The organism is Streptomyces sp. NPDC004667 (assembly GCF_040609475.1).
Taxonomy (GTDB): domain Bacteria; phylum Actinomycetota; class Actinomycetes; order Streptomycetales; family Streptomycetaceae; genus Streptomyces.
Genome location: NZ_JBEXKC010000026.1, coordinates 15,917 through 29,911 on the forward strand (window position 1 = coordinate 15,917; position 13,995 = coordinate 29,911).

Here is a 13,995-nt window from a genome sequence, read left to right on the forward strand (position 1 = left end):
GAGCATGCCGGCGAGGCTGCCCCCGATGATGACGACACGCCTGGGGGCGTGGCTCGTGCCTCGGCTCATGGCGGGCTGCCTTCTGCGCGGGCGCGATGGTGCGCATGGACGTTCCGGACTGCGGGCGAAGCCAGCGCCAGGAACAGCGGAACTGGGGCCCCGGCGCGCAACTCCGATGTCGAAGCGACGTCTTGCAGGGACTCGGTATGCGTCCACTGCCGCTCGCGAGCGGCCCGGATCATGGTCGCATCCGCGGCGACCGCCGCGGAAGAACCACCCGTCCACGTGCGTCCGGGGCGGCGGCCGACGGCCGCCGCCCCGGACAGCCGGCCCGCCCCGGCCCGTGGCGGGCCGGAGCGGTGACCGGTGTTCGGTCAGGGAAGGAGCGGGACAAGGACGAGTGTCAGCGGCGCAGTCACGGAGGAGGCGGCGTAGCAGCTCGTCCCCGCGAAGGACGCGGTGTAGCTCGTCGCCGTGATCACAGTGCTGGGAACCGTCAGCGTCGGCGGGGCCAGTGTCGCCACCCCGCCGGCGTTGGTGAGTGCGGTCCCGAGGACGACGGGCCCGAGCGTCGTGTTCGCCCTGAAGGTGACCAGCTGTCCCGGGAGCGGAGCGGCGGTGGAGGTGACCTTGAGCGTGGCGCTCATCGACTGGATGACGAACGTGCCGTTCGTCCGCAGGCGGATCTGCGCCGGGGCCGCCGTCAGCGTCGTGGGAGCCGGGTTCACGGTCAGGTTGGCCGACGTTGCCGAGGGACTGTGACAGGTACCACCGTTGTAGACGGCGGTGACCGTGCCGCTGGCGCCCGCGGTGGTGGTGACGCAGGCCGTGCCGCCGGCGTTGAGTGTCACGGTCTGGACGAAGCCGCCGGGGCCGGTGAACGTGACCGTCCCGGCGGGCGTGCCGCTGCCCGGCGCGACGGTGGTGACCGTGGCGCAGAACGTCACCGGGCGGCCGCAGACTGCGGGGTTGGGGGTGATGGTGAGCGCGGTCGCGGTCTGGGCGTTGTTCACGGTCACGCTCGTCGCGCCCTTCACCGGCTTGAAGCATCCGTCACCGTTGTAGACGGCGGTGACCGTGCCGCTGGTGAGGCTGCTGGTGGTGACGCAGGCCGTACCGCCGGCGTTCAGGGGCACCGTCGTGTTCAGTCCGCCGGGGCCGGCGAAGGTGACGGTTCCGGTGGGGGTGCCGCTGCCGGGTGCGACTGCGGTGACCGTGGCGCACACCGTCACGGACTGGCCGCACACCGAGGGGTTGGGGGTGACCGTTACCGAGACCGCGCTGGATGCCTGGTTGACGGTCACCGGCGCGGTGCCGGTCGACGGTGAGAAGCAACCGTCGCCGTTGTAGACGGCGGTGACGGTGCCGCTGGTGAGGCTGCTGGCGGTGACGCAGGCCGTGCCGGCGGCGTTCAGAGGGACGGTCGTGTTCAGCCCGGCCCCGGTGAAGGTGACGGTTCCGGTGGGGGTGCCGCTGCCGGGTGCGACTGCGGTGACCGTCGCGCACACCGTCACGGACTGGCCGCACACCGAGGGGTTGGGGGCCACCGACACGGTGGTGGTGCTGGCCGCCGGGTTGACGGTCACCGGCGCGGTGCCGGTCGACGATGAGAGGCATGCGTCGCCGTTGTAGACGGCCGTGACGGTGCCGCTGGTGAGGCTGCTGGTGGTGACGCAGGCCGTGCCGCCGGCGTCCAGGGGTACGGTCGTGTTCAGTCCGCCGGGGCCGGTGAAGGTGACGGTTCCGGTGGGCGTGCCGCTACCGGGTGCAACCGCGGTAACCGTCGCGCACACCGTCACGGACTGGCCGCACACCGAGGGGTTGGGGGTGACCGATACGGTGGTGGTGCTGGCGGCCTGGTTGACCGTCACGTCGAAGGGAGCGCCCGAGCCGGCGAAGCAGGTGTCGCCGTTGTAGGTGGCCGAGTACGTGCCGCTGGTGAGGCTGCTGGTGGTCAGGCAGGCCGTGCCGCCGGCATCCAGCGGCAGTGTCACGTTGAGTCCGCCGGGGCCGGTGAAGGTGACGGTTCCGGTGGGGGTGCCGCTGCCGGGTGCGACTGCGGTGACGGTGGCGCACACCGTCACGGTCTCGCCGCACACCGAGGGGTTGGGGGTCACCGTTACCGAGACCGCGCTGGATGCCTGGTTGACGGTCACCGGCGCGGTGCCGGTCGACGGTGAGAAGCAACCGTCGCCGTTGTAGACGGCGGTGACGGTGCCGCTGGTGAGGCTGCTGGTGGTGACGCAGGCCGTGCCGCCGGCATCCAGCGTCAGTGTCACGTTGAGTCCGCCGGGGCCGGTGAAGGTGACGGTTCCGGTGGGGGTGCCGCTGCCGGGTGCGACTGCGGTGACGGTGGCGCACACCGTCACGGACTGGCCGCATACGGACGGGTCGGGGTCCACGGTCACCGAGACCGCGCTGGATGCCTGGTTGACGGTCACCGGCGCGGTGCCGGTCGACGAGGAGAAGCAACCGTCGCCGTTGTAGACGGCCGTGACCGTGCCGGTCTCCAGCTCGGTCGTAGTCAGGCAGGCCGTGCCGGCGGCGTTCAGGGGGACGGTCGTGTTCAGCCCGGCCCCGGTGAAGGTGACGGTTCCGGTGGGGGTGCCGCTGCCGGGTGCCACTGCGGTGACCGTCGCGCACACCGTCACGGTCTCGCCGCACACCGACGGGTCGGGCTCCACCGTCACCGACACCGCACTGGATGCCTGGTTGACCGTCACCATTGCGGCGTCTGTCGATGAGGTGAAGCATCCGTCACCGTTGTAGACGGCCATGACCGTGCCGCTGGTGAGGCTGCTGGTGGTGACGCAGGCCGTGCCGCCGGCGTCCAGGGGTACGGTCGTGTTCAGTCCGCCGGGGCCGGTGAAGGTGACGGTTCCGGTGGGCGTGCCGCTACCGGGTGCAACCGCGGTGACCGTCGCGCACACCGTCACGGACTGGCCGCACACCGAGGGGTTGGGGGCCACCGACACGGTGGTGGTGCTGGCCGCCTGGTTGACCGTCACGTCGAAGGGAGCGTCCGAGCCGGCGAAGCAGGTGTCGCCGTTGTAGGTGGCCGAGTACGTGCCGCTGGTGAGGCTGCTGGTGGTCAGGCAGGCCGTGCCGCCGGCATCCAGCGGCAGTGTCACGTTGAGTCCGCCGGGGCCGGTGAAGGTGACGGTTCCGGTGGGGGTGCCGCTACCGGGTGCCACCGCGGTGACCGTCGCGCACACCGTCACCGTCTCGCCGCACACCGACGGGTCGGGCTCCACCGTCACCGACACCGTGCTCGACGCCTGGTTGACCGTCACGTCGAAGGTGCCCGTCGACAGCAGGAAGCAGGTGTCACCGGCGTAGGTGACGGTGACCGTGCCGGTCTCCAGCGCGGTCGTGGTGACGCAGGCCGTGCCGCCGGCGTCCAGCCCCGCGACAAGAGTGCTGCCGTCGGGCAGCAGGAAGGCGACGGTTCCGGTGGGGGTGCCGCTACCGGGTGCCATTGCGGTGACGGTGGCGCACACCGTCACGGTCTCGCCGCACACCGACGGGTTGGGCTCCACCGTCACCGACACCACGCTCGACGCCTGGTTGACCGTCACGTCCAGTGAGCCCGTCGACGGCAGGAAGCAGGTGTCACCCGCGTAGGTGACGGTGACCGTGCCGGTCTCCAAGGCGGTCGTGGTGACGCAGGCTGCGCCGCCTGCGTCCAGGGTCACCGTCTCGTTGAGTCCGCCGGGGCCGGTGAAGGTGACGGTTCCGGTGGGGGTGCCGCTACCGGGTGCCACCGCGGTGACCGTCGCGCACACCGTCACGGTCTCGCCGCACACCGACGGGTTGGGCTCCACCGTCACCGACACCACGCTCGACGCCTGGTTGACCGCCAGATCCACGGTGCCGGTGGACGAGGAGAAGCATTCATCGCCGTTGTAGGTGGCGGTGACCGTGCCGGTCTCCAGCGCGGTCGTGGTCAGGCATGCGGTGCCGCCGGCGTCCAGGGTCACCGTCTCGTTCAGTCCGCCCGGGCCGGTGAAGGTCACCGTTCCAGTGGGGGTGCCGCTACCGGGTGCCACCGCGGTGACCGTCGCGCACACCGTCACGGACTGGCCGCATACCGACGGGTTGGGGTCCACCGTCACCGACACCGTGCTCGACGCCTGGTTGACGGTCACCGGCGCGGTGCCGGTGGACGAGGAGAAGCACCCGTCGCCGTTGTAGGTGGCGGTGACCGTGCCGGTCTCCAGTGCGGTCGTGGTCAGGCATGCGGTGCCGCCGGCATCCAGGGTCACCGTCTCGTTCAGTCCGCCCGGGCCGGTGAAGGTCACCGTTCCGGTGGGGGTGCCGCTACCGGGTGCCACCGCGGTGACCGTCGCGCACACCGTCACGGACTGGCCGCACACCGAGGGGTTGGGGTCCACGGTCACCGAGACCGTGCTCGACGCCTGGTTGACCGTCACGTCGAAGGTGCCGGTCGACGAGGAGAAGCAACCGTCGCCGTTGTAGACGGCTGTGACGGTGCCGCTGGTGAGGCTGCTGGTGGTGACGCAGGCCGTGCCGCCGGCGTCCAGGGGTACGGTCGTGTTCAGTCCGCCGGGGCCGGCGAAGGTGACGGTTCCGGTGGGGGTGCCGCTGCCGGGTGCGACTGCGGTGACCGTGGCGCACACCGTCACCGTCTCGCCGCACACCGACGGGTTGGGTTCGACCGTCACCGACACCGTGCTCGACGCCTGGTTGACCGTCACCGGCGCGGTGCCGTTCGATGCGGAGAAGCAATCGTCGCCGTTGTAGGTGGCGGTGACCGTGCCGGTCTCCAGCGCGGTCGTGGTGACGCAGGCTGTGCCGCCTGCGTCCAGGGTCACCGTCTCGTTGAGTCCGCCGGGGCCGGTGAAGGTGACGGTTCCGGTGGGGGTGCCGCTACCGGGTGCCACCGCGGTGACCGTCGCGCACACCGTCACGGTCTCGCCGCACACCGACGGGTCGGGCTCCACCGTCACCGACACCGTGCTCGACGCCTGGTTGACCGTCACGTCGAAGGTGCCGGTCCCGCTCGCGTAGCACTCGTCGCCGCCGTAGACGACGGTGACCGTGCCGGTCTCCAGCGCGGTCGTGGTGACGCAGGCCGTGCCGCCTGCGTCCAGGGTCACCGTCTGGTTGAGTCCGCCGGGGCCGGTGAAGGTCACCGAGCCCGACGGATTGCCGACGCCCGAGGAGACCGGTGCCACGGTGGCGCAGAGGGTCACCGTCTGACCGCACACCGACGGGTTGGGCACCACCGAGACCGTGACCGAGACGGGCGCAGGGTTGACGACGTGGAGCGTCAGCGGGGAGTTCGACCCGTTGAAGTCCGCGTCGCCGGTGTAGAAGGCGGCTGCCTGGTGGAGGCCGACGTCCAAGCCGCTGAAGCTGACCTGCGCCTGCCCGTTTATGGCCACGGGGGCGGTCAGTACCGGACCGTCGTCGCTGACGATGAAGGACACCAGCCCGGTGGGAGTTCCCGCGCCCGGCGGAACGGGGGTCACCTGGGCGGTGGCGGTCACCGTCTCTCCGCAGACCGAGGGCTCGGGGGCGAAGGCCAGCGTGGTGGTGGTGTTCGCGAGAGTGACCTCCTGGGTGTCCGCGCCCGTGGACGGGTCGTACTCCGCGTCGCCGGAGTAGTTGGCCTCCATCCCGTGGAGACCGACCTCCAGATCGCTGGTCGTGTACTGCGCCGTGCCGCTCATGTCGAGCGGCACGGTCACGACGGGCGTGCTGTCGACGACGAACTCGACGCTGCCGGTCGGGGTGGGGCCGGCGACTTCCGGCTGGACGGTGGCGGTGAAGGTGACCGACTGCCCGAAGACGGACGGATCCGGTGCCGAGGTCACGGTGGTGGTCGAACTGGCCATGCTGTGGCTCCCTTTCGGATGACCCGCGGAAGCAGATGAATCTCCTCGCCCGTATGGCGCTTGGCGAGGCATGGAACGCACGGGAAAACGCTGGCGGGACGTTCCGTTAAGAGCCCTTGTCCACATGAAGTCGGGGCACATCACCTGCTGATATCAGCAGTAGGCCTTCCGGCTGAGGACTTCGGCTAGACGGGTGAACAGAACACCACTCGTTCGGCCCAGCGCACTCAGGCGCGCGAGAGGCGATAAACCCGGATTATGCGGCGCCTTGGTGCACTCTCGCGAGAGGAAAGGTTTCCCTTTCGGTTGTTTTCCCGGGCACGTAACTGGGCGGCGCCGGGGGTGTACTCACGCTCTCAGGACAGTCTGGCGGACTCACGGGCGCAAGAGAAAGGATTCCGCGCTGAGTGAATCATGTTATTCCTTCGCGGCATTTGCAATACCAGGGGTGCCACGGCACGCCGCAGCCCCCCGGTGCACCGGCTGTCCGGTACGCCGAGGGGCTGCTGGTGGGGGCGTCGCCCTTCCGGCGGCCCGCCGGAGTGGGCGGGCCTACTGGCGGACCGCCGTGATGGAACCTTGCCCGCCTGCCCTCTTGTTGGCCGCGTCGGCCTCCTGCCGCGTGGGGTACTGGCGCGTGACCCCATTGGGCAGGACCAGCCGGTAGACGAGCGTGGACCGGCTGGCGCGTCCGCAATTGCATGCCATGGTCTTCCTCCTTCCGTTCGGCCGCTCCGGCGGCCGGTCAAGGTGGAGGGCCGGGGGAGTTCCGGGGCAGGACCGAGCCCCCGGCTCGTTCCCTTTACCCTTTACCCCCGGGCACCGCACGCCGACACTCGCCGCCGTATAGTCATATTTATACGTGGCGGCGATGATGGGGACTATTCCAACGTGCCAGTCAGTCAAGCCAGTTGGCGGCGAGGCCGGTGAGGTAGGAAAGGGTAAGCGCCGTGGCGCCCGCCTGGAACCACGTTTCCTCGCCGGCCCAGTGGGCGAGCACGGTGACGGCGCCCGCGACCCAGATGCTGACGCACCATCCGCAGGTGACCAGATAGGCCGGGTGGGAGTCTTCGCCGAAACGGTCGGCGATCCGGGAGCGGAACCCCGCGGCGAGGGCGTCCTTGGTGACGAATCGCGTGACGCGACAGACTGTGCCGAGCGACAGGAGGAAGATCAGCGCACTCATGGAGTTCATCGTAGGGTTTCCGCACTCCTCCCCTCTCGCGTTTCCCGAATCCGGCGGGAGGGCCGGATCGGCGGGGAATGCCGAGAAGCGCCTGAGCGCCGCGCGGAAGATTTCGAGTCAAGTGAGGCGGTTGTGTCACCATGTGGCTTGTGGTGTGGCCCTGCGCCTAGTGTCTCGTGATCCTGTTCATGTCAGTTCAATTTGTTATTGACGAGTTTCTTCACGTTGGTCGCGACGAGCCTGACCTTCGCGAGGGCCTCACCGGCGGTCGCGGTTTACGTGAACGGTTTCGCCGTCGTGTTCCAGGAGTTGATGTAGTCGCGGATCTGTTTGATCAGGACGTTGACGCTGGAGAACGTGCTGCGGCGGATGGACTGCCGGGTCAGGATTCCGAACCAGATCTCGATCTGATTCAGCCACGAGGAGCCGACGGGAGTGAAATGAAAGTGGACGTGCGGGTTCTTCGACAGCCACTCCTTGACCTCCGGGGTGGTGTGCGTCGAGAGGTTGTCCAGGACGACATGGACTTCCTTCCCGGCATGCGGTTGCACCGCCTTCTTCAGAAAGGCCAGGAAGTCCTTGCCTGCCGTTCCGGGTCGGCTTGCACTCGCCGAGCACCTCGCCGACGCCCACCCGGCAGGCAGCTGAGGCCGTCACCGCCCTCCGGGCGCTGACGGCGAGCGGCCGGTCGGCGGACGCGGTGGAGGTGGCCCGCGAGGTGCTCGGCGACCCGGGTCGGGCCCGGGCGCGGGCACTGGTGGTGGCCGCATGGCGGGCCAACCCGAAGGGGTGGGCGGAGAGGTACCTCATGGAGCGCCTCCTGAAGGCCGACGGTGGCGGCGTGGACGCAGAGGTGAAGGTCCACGCGGCGGACCTCGCCCCGGACGGCCGCACCCACCTGGTGATCGCCAGGGAACTCGAAACGGCCGGCCGCCCGGGCGAGGCCTTGGAGTGGGCGGAGCTCGGCCTGCGGGAAACCGTCTCCGATCAGGGACCGGACGGCGATCTGGTCGCCTTCGTCTGCGAGCGATATGCGCGGGCCGACCGGCCTGCCGACGTGGTCGCGGTCCGCCGGGACCTGATGCGCGCCCGTCCCTCACTGGCCGCCTACCAGGACCTGCGTACGGCGGCCCGTGCCACCGGAACCTGGGAGGGCTCCGAACGCGAGGACGCCCTGGAGTCGCTGAAGGCCGTCTCCCGGCCCACGACGGACCGCTGGTGCGGCGGCTCCCCGCTGGTCGACGCGCTCATCGACGACAACGACCTCCAGCCCGCCTGGCAGGCCGCTGCCGACGGCTACGCCGACCAGCGCCAGTGGCTCGTCCTGGCCGACCGGCTCCGCGACCGGCGACCGGCCGACGCTCTGACCGTCTACCTCCGGTGCATCGAGCCCCTGCGCGAGCAGAGCGGTGACCGTGCGTACGAACGCCTCGCGGAGCTCCTCCTCAGCGCTCGCGCCTGCCATCGGACACTCGGCACCGAGGCCGAGTTCGCCACCTACCTGGCCACGTTGCGCGCCGACCAGAAACGCAAGCGGAAGCTGATGGCCGTTCTCGAACAGCACGGGCTCTGAGCGACTCGCCCGCCGCAGAATCACGCGGGCGTCAGGTCCGGCGGGTCAGGTCTCCGCTGAGGCCGTCCTGGGTGACGTGCAGGGAGCCGTCGGCGTTGAGGGTCACGATGCTGTAGCCCGGGAGCTGGGTGCAGCCGCTGACGCCGGAGAGCGGGACCGGCTGGAGCACCAGCCGGGCGTCGGTCGCGCTCACGAGGGTGGCCTCACCGGTGCAGACGACCTTCCCGGTGCCGGTTCCGCCGTCGGTCTCCGTGGTGTTGATGGGGTCCCCTATCCCGCCCTGGACCAGGGTGACCCGGACCGCCATGGACACTCCGGCCGGAGAGCTCACCTTGCCGGCGAAGACGCCGACGAAGGCCTTCGGCACGACCCCGGCGTCCGATACGCCCCTGGGTGAGGGCGAGGAGGAGCCCGGGGAGGAGGCCCGGGGCGAGGGCGAGGTCGGGGCGGTGGTGCCGGTGGGCCGGCCGTCGGCGCTGTCGTGGCTGCCCCTGTCCGCGATCTGCCAGGCCACCAGGCCCGCCAGCGCCGCCGACACCACCCCGATCACCACCAGTGCGAGCAGCCTGCCGACCCACCGCCGGGGCGCGGTCGGCCGCGCCGCCGGCGGAGCCGCCGGATACGGATACGGGTACGGGCCCGGCGGTGTGGCCGGCGCGGCCACGTGTACGTACGGCGGGGCGGGTGCGGGGCCGCCGGGATGGGCGGGCGCCGGGTAGGGCACCGTGGGCGACGGGGGCGGCAGCGGCGCGGTCATCGCTGTGGGCGGAGCCGACGGAACCGGCGGAACCGGTGGCACCGCATGTGTGTCCGCGGCCTGGCCCTCCAGGTCGAGGAGTTCGACCGCCGACCGCGCCACCGCGTCCGAGAGGTTCCTCGGCAGCCAGCCGCGTTCGCCGAGGCGGGTGCCCTCCGCCCCGATCAGGTCCAGCCGGTGGCGCAGTTGTCCGGGCGTCGGCCGGCGACCGGGCTCCTTCTCCAGGCAGCCACGCACGAGGTCATGCAACTCCCCGCTGATGCCGCCGAGTTCGGGCTCCTCGTGGACGATCCGGTAGAGCAGCACGGCCGCGCTGTCCTTCTCGCCGAACGGCGCCGCCCCGGTCGCCGCGAACGCCAGCACGGCACCGAGCGCGAACACGTCCCCGGCCGGCCCGGTGGCGTCGCCCCGCGCCTGCTCGGGGGACATGAAACCGGGCGAGCCGACGACGTACCCGGACCGGGTCAGGACCGAGGTCGCGTCCAGGGCGCGGGCGATGCCGAAGTCGATGAGCCGCGGGCCGTCCAGGGCCAGCAGCACGTTGGAGGGTTTGACGTCCCGGTGGACCAGGCCCAGCTCGTGCACCGCCACCAGCGCCTCGGCGAGCCCGGCACCCAGGACCCGTACCGCGTCCGGCGGCAACGGGCCGAACCGCCGGACAGCGGCGGACAGCGAGGGCCCGGCGACGTAGCCGGTCGCCACCCACGGCTGCCCGCCCTCGGTGTCGGCGTCCAGCACCGGGGCCGTCCAGCGGCCACCGACCAGACGCGCGGCGGCCACCTCCTGCCGGAAGCGCTGCCGGAACTCCGGGTCCGCCGCGTACTCGGGGCGGACCGTCTTGACGGCCACCGTCCGTCCGCCCGCGGTGCGCCCGAGGAAGACCTGGCCCATCCCTCCGGCCCCGAGCCGTGCCACCAATCGGTAGGGTCCCATGCGCTGCGGATCGCCCGGTGCCATTGTCTCCAAGGTCTGTCGCTCCCCCGCTGGTTGTGACACAGGCCGCGATCGTAGCCACACGCCGGGGGGCGGTCCATCACTTCTCCTTCACGTCCTCCACACGAGCGATGCCCACCCCCCGTCGCCGGCACCACCCTCCGGCCGGACCGCCGCGCACGTCACCTCACCCACCGGCCGACGGCCCCGGATGGCCCTGGTGGATGAAGGCGGCCCAGGTGGCCGGGCGGTGCAGGTCCGGGCCGCGGGTCAGCTCGTCGAGGAGGCTGCCGGTCAGCGACCCCGGGTTCTTCCGGTCCGGGTCGAGCATCCACATCTGCGCGAGGTGGAGCGCGTCGACCGGGCTCAGGCCCTCGACGGTCAGGTAGTGGTGGAACACGGCCATCATCAGCGCCGCGGCCGAGTCCTGTGTGGCCCACCGGGAGCCCACCACGTCCCGCGCGCCGCCCGCCACGAAGGCGGTCGTCAGGGTCAGCGCCTCGTCGTGGTCGCGCTTGCTCAGGTCCGTCTCACAGGCACTGAGCACGACCAACGGCCCGTCCGGTGGCTCCTGTTCGTCCGTGGTGCGGTCGAGCAGCCGCGAGACGGTCAGCAGGTCGGTGGGCCGGTCCCCCTCGGGTCCGTCCGCTCCGGGTGCCAGGCGCAGCGCGGAGGTCGTCGGGTCGGTGCCGGCCGAGCCGTGGCACGCCACGTGGAGCAGGGACGGAGCACCGGCGAGTGCGTCGAGGAGGTCGCCCGGGGTGCCGGCCGCCGCGGGCTCGGCGGGCGGTTCGTAGAACTCCCCGTACAGCCGCGCCCGCGGGTACAGCGCCTGCTGGAGCGCCGTCACCTCCAACTCCGCGTACGGCAGGCTCATGGTGGGGTCCGACACCAGGACGGGGGCGTCGGCCGGGGCGCGCCGGGCGCGCCGGACCGTGTCCAGGAACTGGCGGCCGGACGCCGCGTAGCTGATGACCATGATCTGGCAGACGTAGTCGCCGGGGGCCTCGGCCGGCAGGCGGGCCGCGTGCCAGGGCACGACGCCGAGGCCGCCGCAGGGCACCAGCACGATCCGGGGCGGGCCGGGGCGGTCCTTGCGCCGGTCCTCGTTCCCGGCGAGCCGCTCCGCGATGCCGCTCATCACCGGGAGGACCACCGCCTCCGTCGCCCAGTCGCAGAGATCGGACAGCGCGTCCTCCCAGGACTGCGCGGCCTCCGGGGCGCCGGGGCGCTCCTGGTGCGCGGCCGCGGCGTCGAGGTAGCGCTCCAGGGGGCCGCTCTTCTCCCCGGACAGGAGGGGCAGGGCGCGGACTCCGGTGCCGATGTCCGGGCCCACGACCACCGCCATGCCCGGTGTGGCGCCCTCGCCCGCGAGCAGGTAGACCAGCGCGTCCGCGTTGCCCTCGGCCACCCCGGCCTTGAGCTCGTCGACCGTGGGGGTGGGGAAGAGGACGCCGCCCGGCTCGCGGAAGCCGAGGGCCTCCAGGGCGTGGCGCCGCAGGGAGCTGGGCAGTTCCCAGAGGGCCGTACCGGGCGCCCCGCCGCTTCCGGTTTCGGGTGCGGAACCGGGTGCCGATGCGGGTGCGGATCCGGGTGCCGATGCGGCTGTGTCCCGTCCGCGTTCGGCCGCCCGCCATTCGGCGGCGAGGTCGAAGTGGCCGCGGGACTCCAGCAGTTCGGGCACGGCCCTGGAGGTGGAAGCCGCTCGCAGCACCAGGGCCCGGCCCAGTTCGAGCGCGGCGACCGCGTCCTCGACCCGGCCCTGGGAGGCGGCCCAGATGGCGGCCCGCACCCCGCGGTCGGCCCCGGACCGGGCGGCGACCAGGGCGTGGTCGGAGCCGGCCTGGAGGACGACCTCACCGGCGAGCGCCCGCAGCGACTCCAGGGCTGCGTCCGTGGCGGCGTCCCGGTCCGCCGGGTCCTGGGTACGGTCCAGGCGGCGGCGGTAGTTCTCCGCGAGCAGCCACAGCGTGGGGGCCGCGAGCTGCGGCAGCCGGCCCCGCCGGACGTCGTCGCGGACCTGCTCCAGTCCGCTGATGGCCGCGTCCAGATCGGCGGGGTCCTCGGTGGTGGTGTGCCGCAAGGTGGCCGTCAGGGCGGCGAGGTATCGGGTGCCCGTGGTGGCGCCGGGGGCCGGCGGAGCCGGGTCGGGCATGAGGCCGGGGGTGTCCGCCTGCACGGCCAGCAGGGCCCGGAACACCTCGCGGGTCGCCACGAGCTCTTCGCGGGGGAACCCGGGTGCTGCCATGGGCATGTCCGCAAGGGCGGCCTCCAGCCGTGCCAGGCCGCGCGTGAGCATCTCACTGTCGCCCGTACGCGCGGCCGTCGACGTGAGGGCCGTGCCGTGGACGAGTTCCACCACCGAACGGAAGGCGTGATCGGCGGGCGTCTCACGTTCGAGGACCTCCACCTCGCCCACCAGCCTCCGGCGCTCCTCCTCGTCGTCCGCCTCCTCCGCCGCGTTCATCCTGGCGAACAGTTCGTACGCGCGGACCCCCACGGCGAGGTCCGCCACTGCGGGATCCCCGGCCTGCCACCCGGCGAGGTGCTCGACGACCGAGTCGATCTGCCCGCGGGCCTTGCCGCTGTCCGCCCTGCTGCCTCCGAGCGGTCCTGCCGTCTGGAGCACCATGCGCATCAGGTTCTCGATCTCGGAGGCCCGGTCGTGCCCCTCGGGCAGGAGGTCGAGCTGCCCGGCCAGCCGGTGGAGAAGCCGGTCGAGGGACTCGGGATCGCCGGTCTGCGCGGTCTCCGGCAGGCCGAGTACGGTGGCGAGCCACGCGCTGGTGACGGCATCGTCGGCCGCCGACTCCGACTCCGGCTGCTGCCGCGATTCCGGCTCCGACTCCCGGGCGATGGCTCCCGGTACCGGCGACTCGCGCGAGTGGGCGCGATCGGCCGGGGCCGTGGAGTCGGGCCGACCGTGCAGGACCGCCACGAGGTCCAGCAAGGTCCGCAGCTGGTCTCCGAAGGGCAGGTCGGTGGGCAGCATCGCCAGCAGTGTCCCGGGGTCGGAGAGGTCGGTCTCCGACACGTACGACAGCACCTCCCGCATCTTCTCCAGCCGGGCCCGGAGTTCCGGCGGCACCGGCAGCTGCCCCACCTCGTCGGCCAGTGCCACCATCCGGGCCGCCTCGGCGGCGGCTCCTTCCGGCCCGGCCGCCGTCGCCCGGTCGAAGACGGACCAGAAGTCCGGGGGCACCCCCGCCAAGCCACCCGGGTCGACGTGCCCCGACACCATCATCAGGAACATCGCCGCCCACCGCCTGCCGTCCTCCGCCATCCGCTCCCCGGCGACCGTCGTACGGTCCCGCACCTCCTCCAGCAGACGCCGGGCCCGTTCCGGGTCGTCCGGCAGGCCCCGCCCGGTGACGTGACGCATGGCGAGCAGGCCTCCGTGCAGCAGGGTGATCCTGCCGAGCAGCTCCGGTTCGTGGTCCAGGAGGGGACGCAACCGAGAGAGTTCGGCGTCGGAGCTCTCGAACTCCCGGGCGGACACCGCAGACCCGTCGTCGTCCCGTTCCAGCAGCCGGGCGGCGCGTTCGCCCGCCTCCGCGGCCCAGGTCCGAAGTGCCCGGACCCCGCCGCTCTCCCCGTCCTGCGCCATGCCCCACGCCCCCGTCGGCTCGGTGGTCCATCCGGTCGTTCCCGCGGACCATGATGGCCGCGGAGTGCTCCCGTCGTA

7 protein-coding genes are annotated in these 13,995 nt (G+C 72.0%); 1 reads left to right on the forward strand and 6 read right to left on the reverse strand.

Annotation, left to right across the window (positions count from 1 at the left end; genetic code table 11):
- Positions 1–374: 374 nt before the first annotated feature.
- The 4 genes from ABZW32_RS16950 to ABZW32_RS16965 all read right to left on the reverse strand — a co-directional run bounded on the left by ABZW32_RS16950 (position 375) and on the right by ABZW32_RS16965 (position 7,598).
- Positions 375–5,861 (reverse strand): Ig-like domain repeat protein, encoded by a 5,487-nt coding sequence (locus ABZW32_RS16950; RefSeq protein ID WP_356216426.1) that lies wholly within the window; start codon positions 5,859–5,861, stop codon positions 375–377.
- A 552-nt stretch (positions 5,862–6,413) separates the two neighbouring features.
- The gene (locus ABZW32_RS16955) at positions 6,414–6,569 is read right to left on the reverse strand and encodes a hypothetical protein (protein ID WP_351148445.1); all 156 of its coding nucleotides are present in this window, start codon (positions 6,567–6,569) and stop codon (positions 6,414–6,416) included.
- A 190-nt stretch (positions 6,570–6,759) separates the two neighbouring features.
- Positions 6,760–7,047, reverse strand: coding sequence for a hypothetical protein (locus ABZW32_RS16960; protein WP_328960952.1), 288 nt, complete (start codon positions 7,045–7,047; stop codon positions 6,760–6,762).
- Between the two features lie 275 nt (positions 7,048–7,322).
- Entirely contained in the window at positions 7,323–7,598 is a 276-nt protein-coding gene (locus ABZW32_RS16965; RefSeq protein ID WP_356216430.1) for a transposase, read from the reverse strand.
- Between the two features lie 50 nt (positions 7,599–7,648).
- Between ABZW32_RS16965 and ABZW32_RS16970 the strand changes: the two genes are divergently transcribed.
- Entirely contained in the window at positions 7,649–8,620 is a 972-nt protein-coding gene (locus tag ABZW32_RS16970) for a hypothetical protein (protein WP_356216433.1), read from the forward strand.
- 31 nt (positions 8,621–8,651) lie between these two features.
- On the opposite strand, the gene ABZW32_RS16975 is transcribed toward ABZW32_RS16970, so the two are convergent.
- Positions 8,652–10,292 carry a serine/threonine-protein kinase gene (locus ABZW32_RS16975; protein WP_356216435.1) on the reverse strand — a complete coding sequence of 547 codons (1,641 nt, stop codon included), beginning with the start codon at positions 10,290–10,292 and terminating at the stop codon, positions 8,652–8,654.
- A 205-nt stretch (positions 10,293–10,497) separates the two neighbouring features.
- Positions 10,498–13,917, reverse strand: coding sequence for a CHAT domain-containing protein (locus ABZW32_RS16980; RefSeq protein ID WP_356216438.1), 3,420 nt, complete (start codon positions 13,915–13,917; stop codon positions 10,498–10,500).
- Between the last annotated feature and the right edge of the window lie 78 nt (positions 13,918–13,995).

Excerpts from the sequence above, each read along its gene's own strand:
- ABZW32_RS16950 (WP_356216426.1), bottom strand. The coding sequence starts at position 5,861 with ATGGCCAGTTCGACCACCACCGTGACCTCGGCACCGGATCCGTCCGTC.
- ABZW32_RS16955 (WP_351148445.1), bottom strand. The coding sequence starts at position 6,569 with ATGGCATGCAATTGCGGACGCGCCAGCCGGTCCACGCTCGTCTACCGG.
- ABZW32_RS16960 (WP_328960952.1), bottom strand. The coding sequence starts at position 7,047 with ATGAGTGCGCTGATCTTCCTCCTGTCGCTCGGCACAGTCTGTCGCGTC.
- ABZW32_RS16980 (WP_356216438.1), bottom strand. The coding sequence starts at position 13,917 with ATGGCGCAGGACGGGGAGAGCGGCGGGGTCCGGGCACTTCGGACCTGG.